Origin of the sequence: Megasphaera paucivorans, from assembly GCF_900103535.1 — a bacterium.
GTDB classification, from domain to species: Bacteria; Bacillota; Negativicutes; order Veillonellales; family Megasphaeraceae; genus Megasphaera_A; species Megasphaera_A paucivorans.
Genome location: NZ_FNHQ01000015.1, coordinates 20754 through 46383, shown reverse-complemented (window position 1 = coordinate 46383; position 25630 = coordinate 20754). Strand labels below are relative to the sequence as shown.

The following is a 25630-nucleotide window of genomic DNA, read 5'->3' as shown; positions in this document are numbered from 1 at the left end:
CAGGGGGAAATATCATGAGAAAAGAACATGACTTTTTAGGAGAGATGGAAATACCGGACGAAGTGTATTATGGTGTACAAACTATGCGGGCTATGGAAAATTTTCATATTACAGGAGAACATCTCGATAAAGATTTTATTATTGCGGTCGCTACCGTCAAAAAAGCGGCAGCGCTGGCTAATATGGAAACCGGCCGTCTGGATCCAGGAATCGGTAATGTACTTGTACAAGCGGCAACAGAAGTTATGCAGGGAAAATTTATTGATCAGTTTCCTGTCGATCCCATTCAAGGAGGAGCAGGGACCTCTGTTAATATGAATATGAATGAAGTATTATGTAATCGCGCATTGGAAATTATGGGGAAACCAAAAGGACGATATGATATTGTATCGCCTAATAACCACGCTAATATGGCGCAGTCCACTAATGATGTGTTTCCCACGAGCATCAAAGTCTGTATTATTATGAAAAGTAAAGGCCTGTTGCGGGCGCTGCGCCGCCTGACAGATGAATTGGAAGTAAAATCCGAAGAATACAAAGATATCGTCAAGATGGGGCGGACACATTTGCAGGATGCCGTGCCTATTACCCTCGGGCAGGAAATGGGATCCTATGCTTCGGCCGTCCGTCGCAGCATTCATCGTATCGAACGTGCTATTGAAGGGGTTCATACGATCAATATGGGCGGTACGGCCGTAGGGACGGGACTTAACGCCGAACCTAAATATATCCAGTCTGTTGCCCGGCAATTGTCCGCTCTTACAGGCGAGATGTTTATTACAGCACGAAACCTTATCGACATGACCAATAATACCGATGCGTTTGCTGATTTTTCAGGAAGCATGAAAGCAACGGCACTGGTACTTATCAAAATGGCAAATGATTTTCGTCTCATGGCATCGGGACCGCGCTGCGGACTGAATGAATTAAAACTGCCGCCGCGTCAACCGGGGTCCTCTATTATGCCGGGCAAAGTAAATCCGGTGATGGCGGAAGTATTAGACCAAACTTGTTATCAAGTTATTGGAAATGATATTGCGATCAGTTTAGGCGTAGAGAACGGACAGTTTGAACTAAACGTGATGGAACCGGTCATGGCCTTTAATCTGTTTAATTCCATGCGTTATCTGACTAATGCCGTCAATGCATTTGTTGATAATCTGCTCATCAATCTGGAACCCAACCGGGAACAATGTGCGTATTGGCTGGATCACAGTGTTGGTATTATTACCGCGTTGTTGCCGCATATTGGGTATGAACAATCTTCTATGCTGGCAAAAGAGGCCTATATGTCAGGACGGCCTGTAAAGGAAATTATTTTGGAGAAAGGGCTCCTGACACAGGAACAAATAGAATATATTCTTTCACCGGCAGAAATGACACAACCTGGCATTGCGGGCGCTAAACTGCTTCATACGGATCAGGGAAACCACATAGAGCATCATAAAAAAATCAGCGGTGAATTTTACTGATAGATAACAGCGGTGGCAGTTTCTGACTGCCACTTTTTCTATGGAATTCTTTTGAAAATTTCCATTATTCATTGTTTCTTTTTCAAGTCATATGTTATATAATAGTAACATTGAGATAAAAAAGGGAAGGATTTGGATTCAGTGAAACCTGTCTTAGTAACCGTACAAAGCATCCAGCGAGATGAGGACGGACAGGAATTGAAGCTTGAGCTTGTTTCTGCAGGAAAATACTATTGCAAACAGAATGTCCAATATATTGTATATGAAGAAAGCGAAATTACAGGCATGGCCGGGGTTACCACGATTATTAAACTGCTACCCGATTCGGCAGTGCTGCTTCGCAGGGGAACTGTCCGACAGCGCCAAGTATTTCGTAAAGGCAGCAGTTTTAAGGCAACCTATAAAATGCCGTTTGGCGAAGTTATGATACATATGAAAACCTATGAGATGGAAATTCATTTGGTAGAAGGTATAGGAACGGTTCGTCTTGGATATGATGTTACAATAGAAGGAATTGGAACAAGCTATAATCAGCTGACAATTACTGTGCAGGAGGATAACGCGTAATGGAAATGAAAGAATTATTGCAGCAGGGAATCGCAGAAGCGATGGCGAAAGCGATTCATTCCGGCGTGCTGCCGGAAGGTACCTATCCGGATATCAGTTTGGAAGTGCCTCCGCAGAAAGAATTTGGTGATTTTGCATCAAACATCGCAATGCAATCTGCCAGAGTGGCACATAAAGCTCCTCGCGCAATAGCGCAGGCCATTGTTGATGAAATGAAATATCCTTGGCTGGAAAAAGCAGAAATTGCCGGAGCCGGATTTATCAACTTTTTTTTAAATAATACAGTTCTTTATGATTCACTGCAGCAAATACTAGCAGCAGGTCCGCAATATGGGAAGGCGCCCCTGCGTCCGGAAGATACGGTCCAGGTAGAATATGTCAGTGCTAATCCGACAGGACCGCTTCATGTGGGACATGGCCGGGGGGCTGCTTATGGCAGTGCACTGGTCAATTTGTTATGTGCGGCCGGGTATAATGTGCAGGCAGAATACTATATTAATGATGCCGGTAATCAGATGAATAATTTAGCAGCATCTGTCAATGCCCGCTATTTGGAACTCTTGGGAAAAGAAAGCCAGATTCCCGAAAACGGATATCATGGTACCGATATTATTGATACAGCCCAAGCGATTATCGACCAAGATGGCGATGCCTATTTAGCTATGCCGGAACAGGAACGGTTGGAATTTTTTAAAGACCGGGCCTATGTGGAAAAAATGAATATATTGAAAAAAGATTTGGCTCATTTCAATGTTCAATATGATACGTGGTTCAGTGAACGGACGCTGCATCCGGATGCGATTCATGCGGCGTGCGATGTACTTGAAAAACGTGGCAAGATATATGAAAAAGAAGGAGCTCTCTGGCTGAAATCAACGGAGTACGGAGATGACAAAGACCGAGTTGTTATTCGTGATAACGGCGTGCCTACCTATTTGGCAGCGGATATTGCGTATCATAAAAATAAATATGATAGAGGCTTTAAGAAACTCATTAATATATGGGGAGCCGATCATCACGGCTATGTAGCTCGTGTTAAAGCGGCTATCGCTGCTCTTGGATATGACCCGGATCAATTGGAAGTATTGCTGCTGCAGATGGTCAGTCTTTTCCGAGAAGGAAAACCTGTTAAGATGTCAAAAAGGACAGGACAGGCAATTACGCTGAATGAGTTGATCGAAGAAGTTGGGACAGATGCGGCACGATACTTTTTTATCATGAGATCGCTGGATACGCAGCTTGATTTTGACCTTGATTTGGCAAAATCACATAGTAGTGAAAATCCTGTATATTATATTCAATATGCCCATGCTCGTATTTACAGCATTTATGCACAAGCTGCGGAAGCGGGAATCAAGCTGGATACAGATTGGTCCCATGTAGTTTGGAATACATTGCAGGAAGAGGAAGAACTGGAAATAATAAAGAAAATGGCGGCTTTTCCTAATATTATTAAACAGGCAGCTCGTGACCGGGCGCCCCATCGCATTGCCCATTTTGTGTATGAGTTGGCAAGTCTGTTCCATCAATTTTATAATCATTGCCGGATCATTCAAGAGAATAAAGAACTGGCAGAAGCGAGATTGGCTTTGATCACGGCAGTGCGTATTACGATTGCCAACAGCTTGGCCATTTTGGGTGTTTCGGCACCGGAAAAAATGTAATATAATATAATATAAATAGTTCAGTGATTGCCGTATATTGCGGCATGTTTCTATATACTACAAGGCATACAGGGAGGAATTATGGCTAAGTACATATTTGTAACAGGCGGGGTTGTATCTTCATTAGGAAAAGGTATTACGGCGGCGGCTTTGGGTCGGTTGTTGAAAAATCGTGGATTTAAGGTAACGATTCAAAAATTTGATCCGTACATCAATGTCGATCCCGGTACAATGAGCCCATATCAGCATGGGGAAGTGTTTGTCACTGATGATGGTACTGAAACAGATTTGGATTTAGGTCATTATGAACGGTTTATTGACATTAATTTAGGCAAGAATTCCAATGTCACGGCTGGTAAAATTTATTGGTCCGTGCTACAGAAGGAACGCCGCGGAGATTATCTGGGTCATACGGTCCAAGTCATTCCGCATATTACAAATGAAATCAAAGACCGTATTTTCCGTGTTGGCGATGATGATAATGCAGATGTTGTTATTACCGAAATCGGGGGTACTGTCGGAGATATAGAAAGTCTTCCGTTCTTGGAAGCGATTCGCCAGATCAAAAAAGAAGTAGGCCGCAACGATGCACTGTATATTCATGTTACGCTTGTTCCGTATATTGCGGGTGCCGGTGAATTGAAAACCAAGCCGACACAGCACAGTGTTAAAGAACTTCGCAGCATTGGCATTCAGCCGGATATCATCGTATGCCGTACCGAATATTCTCTTTCTGAAGAAATGAAAGATAAATTGGCATTGTTCTGCGATATTGATAAAGATGCAGTGATTGAAAATAAAACCTTGAACAGTATTTATGAAGTACCGTTGCTGATGTCGGAAGAAGGCTTGGATCGTATTGTTTTAGAAAAGCTGGGACTTCCGGATCAGCCGTGCAATATGGAAGACTGGAAAAAGATGGTATACGATATTTACCATCCGGAAAAAGAAGTAAATATTGCTATTGTCGGAAAATATGTAGCGCTTCATGATGCATACCTTAGTGTGGCAGAAGCATTGGGGCATGCCGGCATTGTCTATCGGACGAAAGTTCATATTGATTGGATCGATTCGGAAACATTGGAAGCACCGGATGTATCATTAGCAGAAGTATTTAAAAACATCCAGGGGATTGTAGTTCCCGGTGGGTTTGGCAATCGCGGCATTGAAGGAAAAGTTAAGGCAATTCAGTATGCCCGAGAAAATAAAATTCCTTTCTTGGGATTATGTCTGGGCATGCAGTGCGCTGTTATGGAATTTGCCCGGCACGTTGCCGGTATGGAAGGCGCAACGTCTTCTGAATTTGAAGAAGATGCCAAATACCCGGTCATTGATTTAATGGCAGATCAAGTCGATATTTCTGAAAAAGGCGGAACTATGCGATTAGGACTGTATCCGTGCAAACTTGATGAAACTAGTAAATCTTTTGGCGTTTATGGCAAGAACCTTATTTATGAACGTCATCGGCATCGCTGGGAATTTAACAATAAATACCGGACAGAACTGATCAATGCAGGTCTTAAAATAGTGGGAACTTCACCCGATGACCGGTTGGTAGAAATGATCGAAATAGCAGATCATCCATGGTTTGTAGGCTGTCAGTTCCATCCGGAATTGAAATCCCGGCCGACAAATGCACATCCGTTGTTCCGTGGATTAGTCAAGGCGGCGCTGGATAAGTAATACGTATGATTTTTGCTATAAAAGATGACTTTTCGCAGGGGAAGTCATCTTTTTTTCGTCTTTTCAAGATCGATATATTTTTGTCATGGGACATGCTGGTTTTTCCATATAGAATACCGTCAGCGAATCGTACCCGTTTGCATTGTTACCAAAGCTGTCGTAAATTGATTGAGAATATCGTGCGAATATGTTCTAAAAAGTTACAAATAAAAAAAATAATACCAAACAGTTTATACATATAAAAAACGCAACATATAAATCTTGTTTCAGCATACTTATAAAAAGACCGAACAAGGCTGATATGTATCGATAAGAGCGAATGTAGGATAATTACCGTACCTTTTCGCTGTTATGTATAATTAATATTTATGCTATTAAAAGATTCATCTTATTTTAGTAAAAATCTTTTGCTTAAATTGCGGTATTTAAGCTAGCTTGCGATAATTTTCACATTGAATATTGCAAAATATGATGTTATAATTAAAACTGTTGAGAACACACTATTAGTAATGATAATGGTTTTCATTCATTTTATTTTGTGGGAAAGGAGCGATGAAATTATGAAGACGGAAGAAGGGACAATTACATCTATTGATGAATCAGGTATCGCAGAAGTAAAAGTCGGACGCCATTCCGATTGCATCGCTTGCGGAGCCTGCCCGGGTGCGGAGAACATTATTGTAAAAGCGACGAACCCTATTCATGCCAAGGTGGGGGACCGGGTAACGTTTGAAGTAAGAGAAGCCAACATTGTGATTGGCGCTTTTGTATGTTTCATTATGCCGCTGGTTGTTGCGGCGATTGGCGTTTTTATTGGTAGATGGGTAAGCATCCCTTTGGGATACGATATAGTGCAGTCGGAAATCATCGGCGGCATCGTGGCATTTCTTATTGCTTTAGTAGGAGTTAAAATGTATGACCGATCCATATCAGATAAGGAAAGTTCGAAGCCGAAGATCATATCGATTCTCTAAATTGGTTGCTTAACTGTTTTTATTATTTTTTCATTATATATTTAATGAGGTGATTTTTGATGATGAAAAGCTTTATCGGTGGGGTCCATCCGGATGATGGCAAGATCTATGCGAAGGACAAAGCAATAGAAACCCTAGCAGTACCGGAAGAAGTAGTCATCCCGATGAGCCAGCATTTTGGCGCTCCATGTACTCCGACCGTAAAAGTCGGCGATCATGTGAAAAAAGGCCAGCTTATTGGGACCAGCGATGCATTTTTGCATGCTGACATCCATGCATCTACTTCCGGTGACGTTATCAAGGTAGCCCCTATGCCCCATAACATGATGGTTAAGTGCATGTCCGTTGTCATTAAGAGCGACGGCTTGGATGAATGGGCAGATGGACTTCCGGAAGAACATGACTGGAATCAATTAGACAGCAAGGAAATCATTGACCTGATTAAACGGGCCGGTGTTGTTGGCTGCGGCGGTGCTACTTTCCCTGCACATGTAAAATTGACTCCGAACAAACCTGTCGACGTATTTATCGTTAATGGTGCAGAATGCGAACCGTATTTGACGGCCGACTATCGCGGCATGCTGGAATGCTCCGATCGTTTAGTAACGGGTGTCCAGATCTGTATGAAAGCTTTGGGTGTTAAAACCGCTTATATCGGGGTGGAAGACAATAAACCTGAAGCAGTAAAAGTACTGAAGGAAGCCTTTACGGGTATTGAGGGTGTTTCTGTAGAAGCCTTGCCGACTAAATATCCGCAGGGTGCAGAAAAAATGCTGATCAAAGCTGTTACGGGACGCGAAGTTGAACCGGGCGGCCTGCCGATGAATGTCGGCTGTGTGGTCAGTAACGTAGGTACGGTTTTAGCTATTACCGATGCGGTATGCCACGGTATTCCGTTTATCGAACGTATTACGACCGTAACCGGTGATTGCATTAAAGAACCGAAAAACCTTTTGGTCCGTATCGGTACATCGTATCAAGCTTGTGTTGATTATTGCGGCGGCTTTTCTAAACAGCCGGATCGTGTGATCAGCGGCGGTCCTATGATGGGACTTGCACAATTCAGCTTGGATGTTCCTATTGCTAAAGGTGCTTCCGGTATTACTTGTTTATCTGCTGAAAAATGTGAAGTCGGTGAAGAATCCCCTTGTATTCGCTGCGGCCGTTGTGTTGTAGCCTGTCCCATGGGGCTTATCCCGAGCCAGCTGAGTATCTTTTCCGAACGCTCTGCCTGGGAAAAATGCATGGAATACGGTGTCATGAACTGCGTAGAATGCGGCAGCTGTGTATATACCTGCCCGGCAAAACGGAATATTGTTCAATATATCCGCAATGCAAAAGGACAATGCAAAGCCTTGCAGGCAGCTGCAAAAGCTAAGACGGAAGCGCAGAAAGCTAAGGCGGAAACTTCGCTGAAGGACACGATTCAAAGAATGTAAAATGGCCGAAGCCGAAGCGGAAAGCTAAGGCAGAAGCCCTGGCAGACAAGTAATAGGGAAGAAGGGATATCATGAGTCCAGTAGCAGAAGGACAAACAAAAGGAAAGGATGCTAAAGACATGCAGGAATATAAATTTACTGTATCATCTTCGCCGCACGTTCGCTGTAACGAAACAATTCCTAAAATTATGTGGAATGTTGTTGCCGCATTGGTACCGGCAGCGGCATTCGGTGTGTTCTACTTTGGTATGAACGCCCTGGTCAACATCATTGTAGCAGTTGTTTCCGCAGTTATATTTGAATATTTATGGGAAAAAATGATGCACAAAAAAGTTACCATTCAAGACGGTAGTGCTGTTATTACCGGCTTGTTGCTGGCAATGTGCTGTCCGCCGACCTTACCGTGGTGGATGAGCATCATTGGTTCTTTCCTTGCTATCGTTGTATGTAAACAATCTATGGGTGGCTTGGGTTATAACTTATTTAACCCGGCTCATGTAGGCCGTGCGGGGTTAATGGTTTCCTGGCCGGTCGCCATGACGACATGGACAAGCCTGAATGGCACTGTCGATGCGGTAGCCAGCGCTACGCCGCTGAATGTATTGAAACATGGCGGCCATGATGCATTACTGGCGATGTTTGGCAACGATCCGATGACAATGTATCAGCAAATGTTTATTGGTTTCCGTAATGGTTCTATGGGGGAAACCTCCACCGTACTTTTAGTCCTTGGCGGGTTATACCTCATTTATAAAGGATATGTAAATTGGCAGGTTCCTGTTACCATGATCGCTACCGTTGGCATCCTTATGTGGATCGTTGGCGGTATTCCTCTCGGTACAGGCTTATTCTCCGGTGATCCGCTCTTCCACATGATGGCTGGCGGTCTTATCATCGGTGCTTTCTTCATGGCTACAGATATGGTTACTGCTCCTATTACGTTAAAGGGACAAATTATCTTCGCTTTGGGGTGTGGTCTGATTACGGTTTTGATTCGTCTTGTTGGCGGGTATCCGGAAGGTGTTTGCTATTCCATCCTCTTGATGAATGCGCTCACGCCGCTTATTGATCGCCTCGTTAAACCCAGAGTCTTTGGCGCAGTAAAGGCAAAGGGGGCAAAATAAAAATGGCTGAAAATCACGAACAAAGTAACATTTTTAAGATTGCACTCAATCTTATACTCACCTGCCTTGTTTCCGGCTGTATTATCGGTGCTGTTTTCTTTATTACAGGACCGACGGCGGCTGCAAAGGCTGAACAAATGAAACAGGAATCTATGAAGGCTCTTGTTCCTGATGCCGACAACTTTAAAGAAATAGCCGGCAAAAAAGATACCTTCCTAGCCCAAAAGGGCGGACAGACAATCGCCTTTATTGTTCCGAGCGAACCGAAGGGGTATGGCGGACCGATCAAAATGCTGGTAGCTGTTTCTAAGGACGGCACTATTCTTGATTATACCATTCTCGAAGCAAATGAAACTCCGGGTTTGGGTGATAATGCATCGAAACCACCGTTCCGTAATCAGTTTAAAGGTAAGAAATTAGATAACCTGGAAGTAACAAAGACACCGAGTGATACAAAACATATCCAGGCTATGACCGGGGCTACTATTTCTTCCCGCGCAGTTACTAAGGGCGTTAAAGAAGCTGTTGAAGCAGCAGCGCAGTTAGGAGGTAACTGATTATGAGTTTATGGAAAGTATTTACCAGAGGCATCATTGAAGAAAACCCGTATTTCGTACTGGCATTGAGCTTGTGCCCGGGGCTTGCTGTTACAACTAGCGTAGTCAACGGCCTGACGATGGGTCTTACGGTATGGTTTGTTATTACCTCAAATAACGTAGTCGTTTCTATTATTCGTAAAACGATCAATAAAAAAGTACGTGTACCGGTATACATTACCTGTATTGCTACGATTGTTACCTGTGTACAATTATTCTTGATGGCCTATGCACCGGATCTGTATAAAGCCTTGGGCGTATATCTTGATTTGGTTGTCGTATTTGCTATCATTCTGGCTCGTGCCGAATCTATTGCATCGAAGAACGGTGTGGTCGTTTCCTTCCTCGATGGCATGGGCATGGGGATGGGTTTTACCATTGCCATGTTTGTCATTTCCGTAGTTCGTGAACTCTTTGGCAATGGCACCTTGTTCGGTGTATCTATGTTTGGCGCATCCTATCAGCCGGCTTTGATTATGGCGCTGCCGCCGGGAGCCTTTATGCTTATCGGCTTTATGATGGCAGGTCTTAAGATGTGGAATAAATCGCGGGAAATGAAGAAAATGAAAGGGAGTGAAGCGTAATGGGTGCCTATTTTACACTGTTTATCGGTGCAGTATTGATTAATAACTTCGTTTTGACCAAGTTCCTGGGCCTGTGTATCTTCTTTGGTGTTTCCAAGAACTTGAATGCATCAATCGGTATGGGCTTTGCCGTTACCTCTGTCATTACCTTGAGTACAATTTTGGCATGGCTTTTGTACAACTTCATTCTGGTACCATTTGGCTTGACCTTCCTGCGTACTATTACGTTCGTTGTTTTGATCGCAAGTTTTGTACAGCTGCTGGAAATCGTTATTAAGAAAATGTCTCCGACCTTGTATAACATGTGGGGCATTTACCTTATGCTGATTGCAACAAACTGTATTGTTTTATCTGTACCTGTATTGAGCGTAACCAACAACTACAATTTCATTCAAAATATTGTATTTGCCGTTGGTTCCGGGTTAGGCTTTGCCTTGGCATTGATCCTGATGGCCAGCGCTCGTGAAAAATTGGATTATGCCGATGTTCCGGAAGCCTTAAAAGGCACGCCTATTGCCTTTATTGTAGCCGGGATGCTTTCATTGGCATTCCTCGGTTTCTCCGGTATGTTATAATCGTTACGCAAAGGAGTTGGAATAGTTATTATGGATTACACTCAAATCGCGATAATGGCGGTTGTTATCATGACCGGTGTCGGCGTTGTCTTTGGCTTCGTCCTGGCTCTGGCCGATAAGAAATTTGCCATGGAAGAAAATCCGCTTATTGGTGAAGTGGAAGAAGCACTTCCCAAAGGACAATGCGGTGCCTGCGGTTTTGCTGGTTGTGCAAAATATGCGGAAGCCGTCGTACTTGATCCGGAAGTTCCGCCTAACCTCTGTGTTCCTGGTAAAGCGGAAGTTGCGACTGTTGTTGCAAACCTTACCGGTAAAGTTGCGGAAGCTACGGAACCCAAATATGCTCATATTCGCTGTCGTGGCGGTGCGGGCATTGCTAAACTCGCGTTTAACTATAAAGGGGTTCATGACTGTGCTGCTGCTAAATTAGTGCAGCAAGGTCCGAAAGACTGCAAGTATGGTTGTCTTGGTTTTGGCAATTGCGTCAAAGCATGTCCTTTTGGTGCCATGAGCATGGGTGAAAATGGAATCCCTGTAGTTAACAAATCTCTCTGCACCGGGTGCGGTAAATGTGCTTCTATATGTCCGCAGCATGTTATTGAATTGATTCCTATCAGTGCTAAGGTTACGGTAAGCTGCAGCTCGAAAGATATGGGAGCCGCTGCTCGTAAAGCTTGTACAGCAGCTTGTATTGGCTGTGGTCTTTGCATGAAGAACTGCACGCATAAGGGTGGCGTAAAAGTCGTTGATCATTTGGCGATTGTCGATCCGTCCATCTGCCGTGAGTGCGATGATTTGACCTGTGTTGATAAATGTCCGACCAAAGCGATTGCGGCCTTGGTTGCGAGAACCAAAAAAGAAGAAAACGTAGGGTAATATGAACAGAAAACGGTATATAAGGCTGATATGCCTAGCCGTTTCTATTGTAATGATAAACTGCTCCGGATGCTCTTTGCGTCCGGAGCAGTCTTATGATAGAAGCGGAATTGCAATGGATACGACGATATCTCTTAAAGCTACCGGGAAAGAAGCAAAACAAGCGGTAGATGAAGGATTTGCTAAAATTGCGGAATTGGATTCTTTAGCGAGTACGACGAATCCCAATAGTGATGTGAGTCGTATTAATGAGGCCGCAGGGAAAGAATACGTCCAAGTAGATCCGGCTATTTATGAAATGATTGCATATTCACAGCAATATTCTGCAAAAAGTCAGGGAGAATGGGATATATCCATAGGGCCTATTACGACATTGTGGGGCATTGGAACGGATCAGCAGCATGTTCCTTCCGATAGTGAAATTGCGGCAGCCCTTTCTAAGGTAAATTATAAAAATATTCGTCTGCGTTCTTCTGACCACAGTGTTATGCTGGCACAACCTGGAATGTCTATTGATTTAGGGGGGATTGCCAAAGGGTATGCTGTTGATGAAGTACGCAAGATATACGAAGCGCATCATATTGAAAAAGGACTTATCAATATGGGGGCTAGTTCTATGTATGCAGTAGGTACTAATAAAAAGGGGAAACCTTGGAATATAGGGATTAAGCATCCACGCTCCGAAAAAGAAGGCGAGTATTTAGGTATTGTAAGCATCAAAAATCAGGCATTGTCTACATCCGGTGACTATGAACGATTTTTTATTGAAAATGGCAACCGATATTTTCATATTTTCGATCCGCGAACCGGACGTCCAGCTGATTCTGGCATTATGAGCGATACTATCATTATTGATGGGTCGGTAGAACATGCCGGAATGCTTAGTGATTTGCTGACAACAGCAGTATTCGTTTTAGGGCCTGAAAAAGGACGAGATTTGATTAATGATATGGATGGCGTCGAATGTGAGGTAACGGGGACAAATGGGACCGTATATGTCACGGATGGGTTTAAAAAACAATTTTCTGATTTAAACCCGGATTTTCATATATCGAATTAAGGCGGCGAGTACTGTCTGCACAAGTGTGGAGACAGTACTTTTTTAACTTTTAAATTATCTCTTTACTTTTCCTTTATAATATAAGATAATAAGAGAAGTGGGTGGAGGGAATATTTAAATGAAGATAGGAGTAGAAAATGGATCAAATCGATGACAAAATTTTAACAATCTTAAAGAAGAATGGTAAAGTTTCGGCGACAGAAATCAGCAAGGTTGTAGGTCTGTCTATCCCAGCTGTAGCGGAACGTATCCGTAAGATGGAACATAGCGGCATTATTGAAGGATATGGTGCAAAAATCAGCCGTAGGAAGACAGGGTATAATGTGACGGCTTTTGTTATGGTAAATCTGGAACGGTCTGGAGATGTTGATGAATTCCGTCAAAAAATCATTGATTTTCCGCAAGTGCTGGAATGTCATCATGTAGTAGGTGCCTTTGATTATTTGCTAAAGGTGCTGGTTCATACACCTGATGATTTGGAACACTTCCTTATGACCGAATTGAATGAAATACCGACAGTAGCTTCGTCTCAAACCTTTATGTGTCTTTCGACGCTGAAGGAAGAATGGAATGTATGAAATCAAATATAAATGCAGCTGAATAGTACGCAGAAAACGATGTGGCAGAAATGCGGCATCGTTTTTTGATGAGAAGATTGTATTCCGTACGATGAATCGATAATGTATTGCAATTTTTTATGAACGTGATACAATAATAGACAATTGCAGTATAGATTATAGAGCGTATGCTGCAGTACAGAAACGGCACGCCTTCTTATACGGATGCTATAGCCGTATTGGCAAAGTGCCGAGTAAGATTAGGAATTGCATAAGGGGGAGCGGTAACGTGAAGGAGTACCAGCCAATTACAAAAGAAATAATAGAAAAATTACGGGATATTGTTGGACCATCTTATATAAAAACAGATACCGATGTATTAGTGCAGTATCAGACCGATTACGAATCGGATCCGAAACGGTTTCATATGCCCGAAGCTGCCGTTATTCCTGCGGATGCCGAAGAAATAGCGGCTGTCCTTAAGTTGGCGAATACATATGGTTTTCCTGTTACAGTGCGCAGCGGCGGAACCAGTTTGGCCGATGGGGCGATTCCTGTATGTGGTGGACTGGTATTGTCCATGGAACGATTGAATACTATTTTGGAACTTAATGAAGACGGAATGTATATGGTGGTGGAGGCGGGTGTTCGTACGGTCGATCTGCAGCGACGGGCTCGAGAAGCAGGCTTGCTGTATGCTGGAGATCCCAGCAGTTCGGAAAGCTGTTTGATCGGCGGCAATTTAGCTACCAATGCCGGTGGATTGAAGGCCGTCCGGTATGGAGTTACTCGCAATCAGGTATATGCCGTGGAAATGGTAACACCTACGGGAGACATTGTGGAACTCGGTGCTTGTTTGAAGAAGTGTTCTACCGGATACAGTCTGGAACAGCTGGTTATTGGCAGTGAAGGTACGCTAGGAATTATTACCAAAGCAACGTTGAAATTATCGCCGCTGCCGCCGTATAAATTTGATGTATTGGCCATTTATACAGAACCGGATACAGCACTGGAAATGGTGCCCCGGCTCTTAAAAGCCGGTATAGAACCGACGAGTGTCGAATATATGGATAATTCATATGTGCGCGGCTGTGCCGACTATTGCGGATATACCAATATGCCGCATTATGAAGATGGTATGTATGTCATTATAACGGTAGAAAGCTTTCGGGAAGAGGAACTGGATACCCGCATGGAAACGGTATGTCAGGTATGTGAAGCCTCAGGAGCCGCAGAGGTCTTGGAAGCCGATGAACGCGTCTGGAATATGCGGCGTAATTGTCAGACCTCTGTAGAACAGATCAGCAAGGTCTCTCTTACGGATGATATTGTGGTACCGGTGCATAACATAGCGACAACGATTGAACATATCATGGAAGTGGGGAAAAACTATCCCTTCCAAGTTAAAATCAATGCACATATTGGAGATGGTAACCTGCATATCGTTCTATGTAAAATGGATATGAGTGATGAAGAGTGGGATAAGAATGTAGAAGCATTTCATCAAGATGTGTATGCATACACGTATGCAGCAGGCGGACGATTAGCCGGAGAACACGGCATCGGCAATAAAAAGTTGGCGTATATGGAAAAATTTACGCCGGCCGGCGAATTAAATATGATGAAAACGATAAAACGGGCAATGGATCCTAATACTATTCTTAATCCGGGAAAATTAATAGAAGCGTAAAAAAATAAGGGTATCGATATAACTACATATCGATACCCTTATTGGCAATCTGAAAAAACAATAAAAGCACGGAAATCACGGTCCAGCAAATACACAGCGTACCGTCTAGCTTATTATTTTCCCGTCGATGGAGAGAGTAACTACCTGCCAAGGAATAAATTTCCCACTTGCCTGCAACGCTCTTTTGGCGGCGTTTTCCAACCCGCCGCAGCAGGGAACTTCCATGCGGACGATCGTCACATCCTTGATGTCGTTACGGCGTATAATTTCTGTTAATTTTTCTGCATAATCCCCATCATCCAGTTTGGGGCAGCCAATCAGCGTGATTTTATTTTTAATAAAGTCTTCGTGAAAATTAGCATAGGCATAGGCAGTGCAATCTGCCGCAATAAGCAGGTGTGCATTTTCAAAGTAGGGGGCATTGACCGGAGCTAACTTAATTTGAACAGGCCATTGCCGCAGTTGCGATTGTCCGACAGGCACGGCCGCCGTGGCAGTTGCCGGAGTAATAACTGCGGCTTTATGTCCCGGGCAGCCGCCGACGGGGGGCGTATGGGTGATCTTTTGTGCGCGGCTTCCCGGGCAGCCGCCCTGTAACGGGAGACCTTTTGTCTTTTTATTTGCTTCTACTGCTTTTTCGTCATATTCTGCGGCTTCCCGTTCTACAAACGTGATGGCGCCGGTAGGGCAGGTAGGCAGACAATCACCTAACCCGTCGCAATAATCATCGCGCATCAGTTGCGCTTTGCCGTTTACCATGGCAATCGCACCTTCGTGACAGGCTTGGGCACAAGCTCCGCAGCCGTTGCATGCATCTTGGTCGATATGTATAATTCTTCTGATCATAATAAGTATCCTCCTTAAAAATGAGCACTCTGTATAAATACGAGTGTGATTTGTTGTTTTTCCTTTACCTTACGATGTAAGTATAGTACAATAAAAAGAAAAGCACCGTTGTTTTTACAACATGGAGGTGAATTATGGGAAGCTACACCGATATTTTTAAAAAAAATCCTCTGTTTAAAGGAGTACGGCAAGATGAATTTTTGCCTATGCTGCAAGGGTTGGAGGCAAGAAAAAAAAGCTACAAAAAAGGCAGCTTTATTTTTTTTGCGGGTGATGAAATTCATCATATTGGTATTGTGTTAAGCGGGGCAGTCCATATTATACAAGAAGACTTCTGGGGCAACCGCAATATTTTAGCGCGTGTTGCACCGGGCGGGATGTTTGGCGAAGGGTTTGCCTGCGTACAGAATGCTAAAAGTGAAGTAGATACGGTAGCTGCGCTGGCAGCAGAGGTACTGTATTTAGATATAGATAAATTTGTAAGAACGGAAATTAATGCCGGAAAATATGCCAGTTTATTGATGGGAAACCTCTTGGCTATTATGGCGGAAAAAAATGTTTTTCTGACACAGAAAATTCGGTATATATCACAACGTACAACGCGGCAGAAATTGATGGCGTTTTTGTCTGATGAAGCACGCCGGCACGGAGCTTCTTCTTTTGATATTGCGTTTGACCGGCAGCAGCTGGCAGATTTTCTTTCCGTAGACCGCAGTGCGATGTCCTCTGAACTAGGCCGGATGCGGGATGAAGGAATCATTGATTTTCATAAGAATCGTTTTACGCTGCGTGGAGATTAAACATATAAAGCAATCATAGCAGCTATTGCAAAATAGGGACCATAGGCAATGGCATCTTTCCGCTTCTTTCGTTTAGTGGATAATAAGAAGAGACTGACGAGGCCGCCAGCAATGATGCCGCAGACGACGGTAAAAATAATACGGTCTAATCCGAGAAATAATCCTAAGGCACCGATTAATTTAATGTCCCCGCCGCCGATGCCACCGCGTGTTAATACGGCTAAGAGAAGAAAAATGGCAAAACTTCCGGCCCCGGCAAGAATTCGTTCTGTCAGTGCGGCAGATAATACGGGAGTGGCTGCCAATGCCAATAGTGCCAGTGCCAATACAAAAGTATTCAAAATAATTTGCTGTTCAAAATCCATGACAATAATAGCGCCCAAGATTGCGGCATATACGACATATATCAATAACAGCGGCCAAGAGGATGCGGCCCACAGAGCCAGTCCATAAAAGATAAAAAGTACGAGCGTCAGTCTCTGCCGGCGCGTGTGCGTAGCTCTTTGTGTTAATTTTTCAGGAAATTCCAATTCGGAAGATGCCTTTTTATATCCCCAAAGGATACTATGATTTAATATAATAGCGGTTCCATATGCTAAAAAAGGGATGAAAACGATTAAAAATATAGAAAAAAAAGGCTGCATAGCCGAGTCCTCCTCATAAAATGACTTATTTTTTTATTATAGCATAGCTTGCCGATTTTTTCAGAATACAGGTAAAATATGCAGTACGTGATTTGAACATGTAATACATGCATAGCATTGAAATAGCAAATATGATATACTAAATTTAATTGTAATAAAAACTAAAATTAATATATACTGAAATGAAGGGCAGTACTTGGGGTACGTATGTAGTTATTTGTAAAATTTGAAAATGAGAATACTGCCTGAAATTTGATATAAAATACAAGGGAGGCCCTTGTGATGAAATTATTGGACAAATTCAAAGCTCTGCCGGAAAAGCTAGCAGTCATGTCACCTCGCAAATTGGTATTTTTGGCATTTATATTGAGTGTGATTGTTGCGAGTATTATTTATATCATTTTGACGGGATTTTTGACACCGAGACAAGAGGGAGCTGTCGTTCCGCAATATCAGAATGTTGTTGTTGCGGCAGTAGATATACCGGAGCGGACACGAATTACCAAAGATATGTTAAAAACCATAAACGTTCCGAAGGATGTAGTATCTCAGGATGCCGTACATACAATCGGAGATGCCGTAGGGAAAGCGGCGGCTGTAAGGATTATGAAGGAAGATATCATTACCGGACAAAAACTTACGGGTGGAAACGGTTTTTCCGGGACGATTCCGGATAATATGCGGGCGATTACAATTCCGATCAATGATCTTACCGGCGTTGCCGGATTGGTAAAACCGGGCGATTATGTGGATATTTTTATGATCAGTACGAACAAAGCGTATAAAAACGCTGTGTACGGAAAACTGATACTTCAGAATGTATTATTACTGGCAGTGAATACCTCTTTCAACAATGTGCAGGGAACAGATGCCAAAGATGCAAAGGACAATAAAGATAAACAACAGCAGCCTGCAGGAAAATTGGGGATGGTTACGATTGCCGTACAGCCTTCGGATGTAATGCGTGTGCAGGGGGCGTTGCAGGAAGGCATTCTGTATCTGGCCCTGCGGCCGGATTTACCGAGTGAATCCTATACGGTTGTTCCTGATTATTTCCAATATATGGCCGGTGGACAAGAAGAACCAAAACAACAGCAACCTTCACAGCCTGTTCAGCCGGCAACTGCTCCGATGCCGTATTATCCGCCGGCACAAGCCCAAGTGATTTCCAACGGTTCATCGGGATACAGCGATGGCGGCGGCCGTGGAATTGAAGTTATCCGCGGTAATTCAGTCAGTCAGGTACGTGTACAATAGGGGGCAGAAAGCTATGAACAAGAAAAAGCTGAAAAACGGCATATGGGCATTGCCTTTCTGTACCGCCGTATGGATGATGTCTGCTACTGTCGCATGGGCGGCTTCAGACATTGTGATCGATATCAATCAATCTCAAATCATGAATATAAATGGCGGGATTTCCCGCATTGCGATCGCCAATCCTGCCATTGCCGATGTGACGGTGACTTCGGGACAACAGTTGGTACTTGTTGCCAAAGGGGTAGGTTCGACTTCTCTTTACGTGTGGGACGGCGGCGGAAGACGGCATGATTATAATGTCATTATTACGGATCAGGACGTAGGCACAGGAGAGGTAATTCAGCGAATTATCGGGTATTCCGGCGTGCATGTCGATAAAATTGGCGGCAAAATACTTCTCACAGGCGAAGTGAAGGATCAGGAACAGCAGCAGCGTGCAGAAGCCATTGCCAAGATGTATGGCAGTGATGTAATCGACATGCTCACGTTAACGGATCCGATGCAGATTCGCATTGAAGCGCGAATTGTTGAAATATCTAAAAATAAAACCAAAAATTTAGGTATTAATTGGGGCAATGCCGCTTCTGTTGATAGTACGACCGGGATTGCCTCCGTTAATCCGGGCAGCTTTTCTTTTGGACAGTATAGTAAATTTGATACGACAACGATGTCGTATGATAGTAATAATAATGTTATTGCTGTCAATTCACGAAAATATAATACGACAGCTCCGTTAATGGCAACCTTAAATTTATTGATCGGAAATGGCGATGCTAAAGTATTATCTCAGCCGCATGTGGTAACAATGAGCGGACAAAAAGCCAGTATTTTGATCGGCGGAGAAATGCCGGTTCCTTCTACCAATTCCAATGGATCTACCAATGTGCAGTGGAAAAATTATGGTATTGAACTCAATATGGAACCCATTGCGAACGAAGACGGGTTGATTACCAGCAAAGTAATGGTGTCCGTCAGCACGTTAAGCTCTGCAGCAGGAATTATTGTAAATGGCACATCGTTAATGGGACTTGCTACACGCAAGGCAGAAACGGTGGTCAGCCTGCCTTCCGGACAGACTATGGTAATCGGCGGTCTTATCAGCACGGAGGAAACAAAATCCATTAATAAAATTCCTATATTGGGAGATATTCCTATATTAGGGCGGTTGTTCCGTGACGTATCAGAATCACATGATGAAAAAGAATTATTGATTTTTATTACACCGACACTAATCGATAATTCAACACCTACAAGAGTGTCTGAAGCGATGCAGCATGAATTGCACGCCATCACTCGGGATGAACAGCAAATGCCGGTCATTCCTAAGATCATGGACAGCAATACAGTCGTTGCTAAAGACGAATATCAAGAAGAAGATGAAGCGGTAGCAGCTCAAAAAGCAGCCAATAAAGCAAAGGAAAAAGAGGAAATCGCGAAAGCCAGAGCAAAACGACTCGCGAAAGCTGCGAAGGAAGCAGGCAATACCCCGGATAGTAATTTTATCCATGCCGCTACCGAAGCGGACCGAGAAGCCAGTATACATACGATGAGCAGAACAACCAACTCATATCAGCAAGTCGTGGCGGCCAATAATGCAAATAACGGGATTGTTCCCGTACGCTTAGATCAGCATATGAACGATACAAATAATACGAGCCCGTCAGATCATACGCCGGGACTTTTAGAGCAAAAGCTGGCGATTCTCAGGGCAAAGAATGAGAAAGCAAAAGAAAATATAACATAATGGGATAACCTGTGGTATCGATGGAAAAGGGGGAACAGTAATGGCAGAAATAAGCAGGAACGGCATTATCATTACTGTGTTCAGCACGGCTTCCGCAGTGGGAAAGACATTGATAGCGGTAAATCTGACTGCGGAATTGGCTCATCAAGGATTTCGAGCCTGTGTTGTTGATTTAGATCTGCAGTTTGGCGATATAGCGAATTTTTTGCAACTCCGACCGACGCAGACAATATATGATGCCCAATTAGCAATAGATAAAAATCCGGAACAGTTTGATCCGCTGACCTATACAACGCTGTATAAATACGAGGACACGTCATTTTCTGTTATTGCTGCGCCGAATACGTTGGAACAATCGTATAATGTCTCTGCCAAGCAGGTGGGAAAAGTCATGGGAGAACTGCGCCGTGAATACGACTATGTAATTGTAGATGCCATGGCAACGTTTACGGAACTCAATTTGCAGATCATGGATATCAGCACGATTATAACAGCCGTTGCAATCGTGGATTTTATCCCAACGATCAAAAATATGAAAATGGGATATGAAGCGATGAAACGGCTCGGATATGCTTCTAATAAAATCCGGTTTATTTTAAACCGCAGCAATGCCAAAACAAATATAGAAATCAGCGACGTGGAACGGCTGCTGGATGCTCGTTTTTATCATGTATTGCCCAATGATTTTAAAGCGGCTGTTGAATCAATACAATCAGCTGTGCCGATCGTATTAGACCAGGCAAAGAGATATTCTCCTCTGGCGGCAGGGCTAATAGAATTGACCGATAAATATACGAATAGAACGGGGAAAGCACGCAGTACCAAGACGCCGGTGCTTCAGCAAAACAGCGGCGGGCTTTTTGGATTATTCCGTAAGTAGGCATTTAAATAAACTGCCGTTGTGTTTACATACGGGTTAGAGATAGAAGGGAAGGTATAACATGGCAACACAGGAATATCGTGTTTTGCTTGTGGAAAATGATACAAAACTGCTGCAGGATATGGCCACCGTCATACAGGAAACGGTTGGTTTTCAACTAGCTGCTGCATACACTGATTCACACGATGCGCTGAACCAGGGAGGGATATTTCGTCCGACATTGATATTGCTTGATGTTGACCATATAGACACGTACGCTATTATTGAAGATTTCCGGGAAAAATTCCCTAATACGCAATTGCTGGCATTAGGGAAAAAATGGTCCTTGAATCTATTTCGGTCTGTTATAAAATCCGGTGCCGGCGGGTTTCTGGTGGCACCGTTTTCTTCTATGGAATTAGTCAATAGTGTGCGGGCGTTTGAGGAAGAGGAAATTCATTCAAAAGTGATTGCTTTTTTCAGTCCGAAAGGGAAAAGTGGCAAAACAACCTTTATCGCTAACCTTGCTATGTCATTAGCTGAAGAAAGCCAAGGTCGTGTTGGCATCATAGATGCAGATTTACAATTTGGCGATATGGCCATGTTTTTTAATTTGAATCCACAAAGTACGATAGTAGAAGCTGTTCGTGATATTGTTTTTTTATCGCCGACGACCTTGAATTCTTACTTTATTCCTGTGTCTGAGAAGGTCAGTGTTCTTTGCAGCACGCGGATACCGGAGATGTCTGAGCAGGTTATGCCCGATGATTTTACGGCCCTCGTGCAAATGGCACGAGGAATATTCCAGTATATTTTGATCGATTTGCCGCCTGCCTTTCGACCTATTACCAATGCGGCCTGTGAGACAGCCGATATGACGGCGGTCATGACGATGATCAGCGGCGGGTTTGAAATAGAACACATGAAAAAATGCTTGGATATTTTTAAAACTTGGGATGACTATGCGGAACGAGTCCGTGTTTTCTTTTCTCGGGTAGAACCTTGCACGGAAGACATGCGGCAATGGTTGGAAAGCGAATTAGGCAATCCCGTATATGCCATTATTCCGAATGAATATCTTCTGTTATCTACGGCGGCTAACAACGGACGAATCGTAGCAGATATTCGTCCGGATTCAGCATTTGCCAAGAGCGTTGCGGCTATTGCCAAAAAGATGTATGTAGCAGATAGGAAGGGTTGAGTCTTGTGGTTATTCTCCTCTCTTTGACAATCGGATTGTTTTTCTTCATCGTGATAACTATCTTTCTTTTGCGTGCCGGCGTATCCACAAAGCGTGTGGATGTTAATGCGAAGATGCGGCCGTATATGGAACAGCGTAATATACAGGCGGCGCAACCGAGAAGACAGGTGGCAGGACAATTTTTCGAGGCACTGCTTCGCGTGATCCATCCCATTGGATCTTCTATTATCCGTATGCCGCAGGCCATTTCCATGGATCAGCGCATGCAGCAGGCAGATCTGCCGTTTCGCGGGGCTGATTTTATCGTATTGATGGTTCTCGTGGGCATCGTTGCGGGTGTGGTTGCGGCCATTCTCTTTCAGAATGTGTTTTCAGGAGTTCTGTTGGGCTTGATGGCTATGATTGCCAGTTTTTTTTGGCTGCAGATTCATATACAGCAGCGGCGAACGGCTTTTGGCAATCAATTGGGGGATGCCTTGGTCATGATGGCCAACGCCCTGCGAGCCGGGTTCAGCTTTAATCAGACCATGTCCTTGGTGGGACGGGAAATGAGTCCGCCTATTTCCACAGAATTTACCAAGACGATCATGGAAATACAATTGGGAGCCAGCACCGAAACAGCCATGGAAAATATGGGACGGCGCATTCCCAGCAAGGATTTGGACCTTGTCGTAACGGCTGTACTGATTCAACGGCAGGTAGGCGGCAATCTGTCGCAGATTTTAGATACCGTAGCGCAGACGATTATGGATCGGATCCGCATGAAACGGGAAATCAAGGCGCTGACGGCACAAGGTCGCTTGTCCGGGTATATTCTGGCATGTCTGCCGTTTGGTTTTGCTGGAATTATATTATTGATAGCTCCTGAATTTATGATGCCTTTGTTTACGCTTACTATAGGCAGGATTCTAATTGGGGTAGGAATCTTTCTTGATTTCATAGGACTGATGATTATCCGAAAATTGGTCAATATCGAGATGTAAACAAGAAACAATTAATAGTAAATGAGTCTTGAATTATAAAAATACATAGTGTATAATCAAAACGTGATATACCTTATGATTATGCAAGGGTATATAAAGAGTACGGATGGAGGGGAGGGAAACGATATGTTGACGTATGTACAGTATTTGATGAATCGCTATTTAGGCGAAAAAGGTCAGGGACTTACCGAATACGCTATTATTTTACTGCTTGTAGTTCTTATTGGTGTCATGATTTGGTTTGGCTTTAATATTAAAGGCTCCTTATCTACGATTTACAGCAAAATTGGCAGTGATTTATCCAGCATTGCAACTACTTCGTGAAATAAAATCAGATAATGGGTTTATATCGACGGTAACACGGAAGTTATACTTCAAAGAACTGGTAAAGACAGCTTCTCCTAGAGAGAAGTTGTTTTTTTTTGCAGAAGTATTAAACCTGTTCCCTTTTAGGTCTGGATTTGTTAAAATAGAGAAAAGAAAGGGGCAATGGAGATGAATCTGCTGCATAAAAAAGGACAGGGTATTGTGGAATTTGGCATTGTCCTAATGCTTGCCATCCCATTTGTTTTTGTTGTATATTTTGTGTTTATTTTTGGCTATTATTATACCACGGTAGCCTCCTTGGCCAGAGAAAGTGCGCGGGAATTATCCGTACAGACGACCTCGACTATGTCGACAGCCAGAGATGCGATCATTACCCGTAAGACAAATGGGAATACATTGTTGGGCAGCTATTATGTGTGGAATCCGACAAAGGGAATACAGCCGGGTACGCCAGATGCTTTTATGTATACTTATTATTCCAACAGTTCGACGACTAGTAGTTCTTCTACAGGAACCACCAGCAGTACGACGAGTACGACTGGTGATGCATATGTGACCGTTACGATGACGGCGACAAAAACGCAAAGCGGCCTGAATGATATATTTAGTATCCTGCCAAATACGATCAAAGCTACTTCGACGATGTACTGGGAGGGCAGCACCTCCTCCAGTCAGTAATTATATTATTTTTATAAAGGAGTCTTACGATGGGCACGTTAGTAAAACGGCTCGGAAAACTGCCGGAACAAGATATACCAAAAAAAATATTTTCTATACGGGAAAAAACGATTAACGCCAATGAGAGCGATCAGTATCGTGCATTGAAGTTGGAAATCCATCACCGAATCGTAACCGAAATGAATGTTGAGCAGCAGCGGCTGCTGACGCACGGAGGACAGGACCGGAATACGGTAGAACAGGTTATTTCCAGTTACTGCAACCGTGTGATTGACGAAAACCCGTTTGTGGTTCCTCGGGGGGACAGGCAGACCATTATTAATGACGTGATTGATGAAATTCTTGGACTGGGGCCGATAGAACCGCTGCTTAAGGATGATACGGTTACGGAAGTCATGATCAATGGACCGAAAAATATCTTTGTGGAACAAAAAGGGAAACTTCATCATACGGACGTGCAATTTTACGACACGGCCCATTTAATGAATATCATTGAACGTATTATTACGCCCTTGGGGCGGCGTGTCGATGAAGCGTCTCCTCTTGTAGATGCGCGTCTTGCCGATGGATCTCGAGTCAATATTATTATTCCGCCGCTGTCGCTGATGGGTCCTTGCGTGACGATTCGTAAATTCAGCAAGGATATTATCAGTGCCGAAAAACTGATGGAATTCGGCACCATGGATCAAGACATGGTGAATTTTCTGCAAGCCTGTATCCGGGCACGTCTGAATATCATCGTTTCCGGTGGTACGGGTTCCGGGAAAACTACTACATTGAATGTATTGTCTAGTTTTATTCCTTCTGGAGAACGGATCGTTACGATTGAAGATGCGGCAGAACTGCGGCTGGAACAAGATCATGTCGTGACCTTGGAAGCTCGGCCGGCGAACATTGAAGGACGCGGTGCCGTGTCTATCCGCGATTTGGTACGGAATGCCCTGCGTATGCGGCCGGACAGGATACTGATAGGAGAAGTTCGTTCCGGGGAAGCGTTAGATATGCTTCAGGCCATGAATACGGGCCATGACGGATCCTTAACAACAGCGCATGCCAATAGTCCACGGGATGTGTTGAGCCGACTGGAAACGATGGTGCTTATGTCGGGAATGGATCTTCCGGTCAAAGCCATACGGGAACAGATATCCTCAGCGCTGGATCTGATTGTACATCAATCGCGTATGCGTGATGGCAGCCGGAAAATCACCTATATTACAGAGGTGCAGTCCTTAGAGGGAAATGTAATAACGTTGCAGGATTTATACCGGTTTATTCCAGAAGGAGTAGACGAAGAAGGAAAAGTATTAGGCACGTTTAAGGCGACCGGACTGCGTCCGAGCTTTATGGAAAAATTTATTATCAACGGTGTGGAACTGCCTAAAAACATGGAGATTGTGAATATGCCGGATGAACAGACGGGATGGTGATAC

The 25630-nt window shown here is 43.7% G+C and carries 25 protein-coding genes; 23 read left to right on the top strand and 2 right to left on the bottom strand.

Going from position 1 to position 25630, the window contains the following annotated elements; all coding sequences use genetic code 11:
* Window positions 1-14 precede the first annotated feature (14 nt).
* The 14 genes from BLR11_RS08085 (at window position 15) to BLR11_RS08020 (ending at window position 14861) form a co-directional block, all read left to right on the top strand.
* Window positions 15-1472: an aspartate ammonia-lyase gene (locus tag BLR11_RS08085; RefSeq protein ID WP_091650504.1), complete on the top strand. Its 1458-nt coding sequence runs from the start codon at window positions 15-17 to the stop codon at window positions 1470-1472.
* A gap of 141 nt (window positions 1473-1613) precedes the next feature.
* Complete coding sequence (locus tag BLR11_RS08080) at window positions 1614-2039, top strand: YwiB family protein (RefSeq protein ID WP_091650502.1); 426 nt, start codon at window positions 1614-1616, stop codon at window positions 2037-2039.
* On the top strand, window positions 2039-3703 hold the full coding sequence (argS, locus tag BLR11_RS08075) for an arginine--tRNA ligase (protein ID WP_091650499.1): 1665 nt from the start codon (window positions 2039-2041) through the stop codon (window positions 3701-3703). The genes BLR11_RS08080 and argS overlap by 1 nt, the downstream gene beginning before the upstream one ends.
* An 81-nt stretch (window positions 3704-3784) precedes the next feature.
* Entirely contained in the window at window positions 3785-5386 is a 1602-nt protein-coding gene (locus BLR11_RS08070; RefSeq protein WP_091650496.1) for a CTP synthase, read from the top strand.
* Window positions 5387-5946: 560 nt separating this feature from the next.
* Window positions 5947-6360 (top strand): SoxR reducing system RseC family protein, encoded by a 414-nt coding sequence (locus BLR11_RS08065; RefSeq protein ID WP_091650493.1) that lies wholly within the window; start codon window positions 5947-5949, stop codon window positions 6358-6360.
* 59 nt (window positions 6361-6419) lie between these two features.
* The gene (rsxC, locus tag BLR11_RS08060) at window positions 6420-7799 is read left to right on the top strand and encodes an electron transport complex subunit RsxC (RefSeq protein WP_091650488.1); all 1380 of its coding nucleotides are present in this window, start codon (window positions 6420-6422) and stop codon (window positions 7797-7799) included.
* A 71-nt stretch (window positions 7800-7870) separates the two neighbouring features.
* Window positions 7871-8923 carry an RnfABCDGE type electron transport complex subunit D gene (locus tag BLR11_RS08055; RefSeq protein ID WP_091650485.1) on the top strand — a complete coding sequence of 351 codons (1053 nt, stop codon included), beginning with the start codon at window positions 7871-7873 and terminating at the stop codon, window positions 8921-8923.
* Window positions 8924-8925: 2 nt separating this feature from the next.
* Entirely contained in the window at window positions 8926-9480 is a 555-nt protein-coding gene (locus tag BLR11_RS08050; protein ID WP_091650483.1) for an RnfABCDGE type electron transport complex subunit G, read from the top strand.
* A 2-nt stretch (window positions 9481-9482) separates the two neighbouring features.
* On the top strand, window positions 9483-10103 hold the full coding sequence (gene rsxE / locus BLR11_RS08045; protein WP_091650479.1) for an electron transport complex subunit RsxE: 621 nt from the start codon (window positions 9483-9485) through the stop codon (window positions 10101-10103).
* Window positions 10103-10678, top strand: coding sequence for an electron transport complex protein RnfA (locus tag BLR11_RS08040; protein WP_091650476.1), 576 nt, complete (start codon window positions 10103-10105; stop codon window positions 10676-10678). The genes rsxE and BLR11_RS08040 overlap by 1 nt, the downstream gene beginning before the upstream one ends.
* A gap of 30 nt (window positions 10679-10708) precedes the next feature.
* Window positions 10709-11554 carry an RnfABCDGE type electron transport complex subunit B gene (rnfB, locus tag BLR11_RS08035; RefSeq protein WP_091650475.1) on the top strand — a complete coding sequence of 282 codons (846 nt, stop codon included), beginning with the start codon at window positions 10709-10711 and terminating at the stop codon, window positions 11552-11554.
* 115 nt (window positions 11555-11669) lie between these two features.
* The gene (locus BLR11_RS08030; RefSeq protein WP_091650472.1) at window positions 11670-12614 is read left to right on the top strand and encodes an FAD:protein FMN transferase; all 945 of its coding nucleotides are present in this window, start codon (window positions 11670-11672) and stop codon (window positions 12612-12614) included.
* A gap of 137 nt (window positions 12615-12751) precedes the next feature.
* Window positions 12752-13192 carry an Lrp/AsnC family transcriptional regulator gene (locus BLR11_RS08025; RefSeq protein WP_091650470.1) on the top strand — a complete coding sequence of 147 codons (441 nt, stop codon included), beginning with the start codon at window positions 12752-12754 and terminating at the stop codon, window positions 13190-13192.
* Window positions 13193-13460: 268 nt separating this feature from the next.
* Window positions 13461-14861 (top strand): FAD-binding oxidoreductase, encoded by a 1401-nt coding sequence (locus tag BLR11_RS08020; RefSeq protein WP_091650467.1) that lies wholly within the window; start codon window positions 13461-13463, stop codon window positions 14859-14861.
* A 105-nt stretch (window positions 14862-14966) separates the two neighbouring features.
* Here BLR11_RS08020 and BLR11_RS08015 read toward each other — a convergent pair whose 3' ends face one another.
* Window positions 14967-15707, bottom strand: a complete 741-nt coding sequence (locus BLR11_RS08015) for a 4Fe-4S dicluster domain-containing protein (RefSeq protein WP_091650465.1) — start codon at window positions 15705-15707, stop codon at window positions 14967-14969.
* 134 nt (window positions 15708-15841) lie between these two features.
* Between BLR11_RS08015 and BLR11_RS08010 the strand changes: the two genes are divergently transcribed.
* Entirely contained in the window at window positions 15842-16507 is a 666-nt protein-coding gene (locus tag BLR11_RS08010) for a Crp/Fnr family transcriptional regulator (protein WP_091650462.1), read from the top strand.
* Here the strand turns inward: BLR11_RS08010 and BLR11_RS08005 are convergent.
* Window positions 16504-17151 (bottom strand): prepilin peptidase, encoded by a 648-nt coding sequence (locus tag BLR11_RS08005; protein ID WP_091650459.1) that lies wholly within the window; start codon window positions 17149-17151, stop codon window positions 16504-16506. The genes BLR11_RS08010 and BLR11_RS08005 overlap by 4 nt on opposite strands.
* Before the next feature lie 282 nt (window positions 17152-17433).
* Here BLR11_RS08005 and cpaB point away from each other — a divergent pair, with 282 nt between their 5' ends.
* The 8 genes from cpaB to BLR11_RS07965 all read left to right on the top strand — a co-directional run bounded on the left by cpaB (window position 17434) and on the right by BLR11_RS07965 (window position 25627).
* Window positions 17434-18408, top strand: coding sequence for a Flp pilus assembly protein CpaB (gene cpaB / locus BLR11_RS08000; protein WP_091650457.1), 975 nt, complete (start codon window positions 17434-17436; stop codon window positions 18406-18408).
* Window positions 18409-18421: 13 nt separating this feature from the next.
* Window positions 18422-20152, top strand: coding sequence for a type II and III secretion system protein family protein (locus tag BLR11_RS07995; protein ID WP_176762916.1), 1731 nt, complete (start codon window positions 18422-18424; stop codon window positions 20150-20152).
* 40 nt (window positions 20153-20192) lie between these two features.
* Window positions 20193-21032: a CpaE/TadZ family protein gene (locus tag BLR11_RS07990; RefSeq protein WP_091650452.1), complete on the top strand. Its 840-nt coding sequence runs from the start codon at window positions 20193-20195 to the stop codon at window positions 21030-21032.
* A gap of 61 nt (window positions 21033-21093) precedes the next feature.
* A complete protein-coding gene (locus BLR11_RS07985; RefSeq protein ID WP_091650449.1) occupies window positions 21094-22212 on the top strand; it encodes a CpaE/TadZ family protein in 1119 nt (372 codons plus the stop codon).
* A gap of 5 nt (window positions 22213-22217) precedes the next feature.
* On the top strand, window positions 22218-23195 hold the full coding sequence (locus BLR11_RS07980) for a type II secretion system F family protein (RefSeq protein WP_091650447.1): 978 nt from the start codon (window positions 22218-22220) through the stop codon (window positions 23193-23195).
* A gap of 126 nt (window positions 23196-23321) precedes the next feature.
* Window positions 23322-23519, top strand: a complete 198-nt coding sequence (locus BLR11_RS07975; protein WP_091650444.1) for a Flp family type IVb pilin — start codon at window positions 23322-23324, stop codon at window positions 23517-23519.
* 171 nt (window positions 23520-23690) lie between these two features.
* Window positions 23691-24200, top strand: a complete 510-nt coding sequence (locus BLR11_RS07970) for a hypothetical protein (protein WP_091650441.1) — start codon at window positions 23691-23693, stop codon at window positions 24198-24200.
* Between the two features lie 29 nt (window positions 24201-24229).
* Window positions 24230-25627 (top strand): TadA family conjugal transfer-associated ATPase, encoded by a 1398-nt coding sequence (locus BLR11_RS07965; protein WP_091650439.1) that lies wholly within the window; start codon window positions 24230-24232, stop codon window positions 25625-25627.
* Window positions 25628-25630: the final 3 nt, after the last annotated feature.

What these genes read in the sequence shown, in the direction of transcription:
- BLR11_RS07975 (WP_091650444.1), top strand. Translation starts at nt 23,322, where the DNA reads ATGTTGACGTATGTACAGTATTTGATGAATCGCTATTTAGGCGAAAAA.
- BLR11_RS08050 (WP_091650483.1), top strand. Translation starts at nt 8,926, where the DNA reads ATGGCTGAAAATCACGAACAAAGTAACATTTTTAAGATTGCACTCAAT.
- BLR11_RS08005 (WP_091650459.1), bottom strand. Translation starts at nt 17,151, where the DNA reads ATGCAGCCTTTTTTTTCTATATTTTTAATCGTTTTCATCCCTTTTTTA.
- rsxE (WP_091650479.1), top strand. Translation starts at nt 9,483, where the DNA reads ATGAGTTTATGGAAAGTATTTACCAGAGGCATCATTGAAGAAAACCCG.
- BLR11_RS08010 (WP_091650462.1), top strand. Translation starts at nt 15,842, where the DNA reads ATGGGAAGCTACACCGATATTTTTAAAAAAAATCCTCTGTTTAAAGGA.
- BLR11_RS07985 (WP_091650449.1), top strand. Translation starts at nt 21,094, where the DNA reads ATGGCAACACAGGAATATCGTGTTTTGCTTGTGGAAAATGATACAAAA.
- BLR11_RS08070 (WP_091650496.1), top strand. Translation starts at nt 3,785, where the DNA reads ATGGCTAAGTACATATTTGTAACAGGCGGGGTTGTATCTTCATTAGGA.
- argS (WP_091650499.1), top strand. Translation starts at nt 2,039, where the DNA reads ATGGAAATGAAAGAATTATTGCAGCAGGGAATCGCAGAAGCGATGGCG.
- BLR11_RS08015 (WP_091650465.1), bottom strand. Translation starts at nt 15,707, where the DNA reads ATGATCAGAAGAATTATACATATCGACCAAGATGCATGCAACGGCTGC.
- BLR11_RS08055 (WP_091650485.1), top strand. Translation starts at nt 7,871, where the DNA reads ATGAGTCCAGTAGCAGAAGGACAAACAAAAGGAAAGGATGCTAAAGAC.
- BLR11_RS07965 (WP_091650439.1), top strand. Translation starts at nt 24,230, where the DNA reads ATGGGCACGTTAGTAAAACGGCTCGGAAAACTGCCGGAACAAGATATA.
- BLR11_RS08030 (WP_091650472.1), top strand. Translation starts at nt 11,670, where the DNA reads ATGGATACGACGATATCTCTTAAAGCTACCGGGAAAGAAGCAAAACAA.
- BLR11_RS08025 (WP_091650470.1), top strand. Translation starts at nt 12,752, where the DNA reads ATGGATCAAATCGATGACAAAATTTTAACAATCTTAAAGAAGAATGGT.
- BLR11_RS07995 (WP_176762916.1), top strand. Translation starts at nt 18,422, where the DNA reads ATGAACAAGAAAAAGCTGAAAAACGGCATATGGGCATTGCCTTTCTGT.
- rsxC (WP_091650488.1), top strand. Translation starts at nt 6,420, where the DNA reads ATGATGAAAAGCTTTATCGGTGGGGTCCATCCGGATGATGGCAAGATC.
- BLR11_RS07970 (WP_091650441.1), top strand. Translation starts at nt 23,691, where the DNA reads ATGAATCTGCTGCATAAAAAAGGACAGGGTATTGTGGAATTTGGCATT.
- BLR11_RS08040 (WP_091650476.1), top strand. Translation starts at nt 10,103, where the DNA reads ATGGGTGCCTATTTTACACTGTTTATCGGTGCAGTATTGATTAATAAC.
- cpaB (WP_091650457.1), top strand. Translation starts at nt 17,434, where the DNA reads ATGAAATTATTGGACAAATTCAAAGCTCTGCCGGAAAAGCTAGCAGTC.
- BLR11_RS08085 (WP_091650504.1), top strand. Translation starts at nt 15, where the DNA reads ATGAGAAAAGAACATGACTTTTTAGGAGAGATGGAAATACCGGACGAA.
- rnfB (WP_091650475.1), top strand. Translation starts at nt 10,709, where the DNA reads ATGGATTACACTCAAATCGCGATAATGGCGGTTGTTATCATGACCGGT.
- BLR11_RS08065 (WP_091650493.1), top strand. Translation starts at nt 5,947, where the DNA reads ATGAAGACGGAAGAAGGGACAATTACATCTATTGATGAATCAGGTATC.
- BLR11_RS07990 (WP_091650452.1), top strand. Translation starts at nt 20,193, where the DNA reads ATGGCAGAAATAAGCAGGAACGGCATTATCATTACTGTGTTCAGCACG.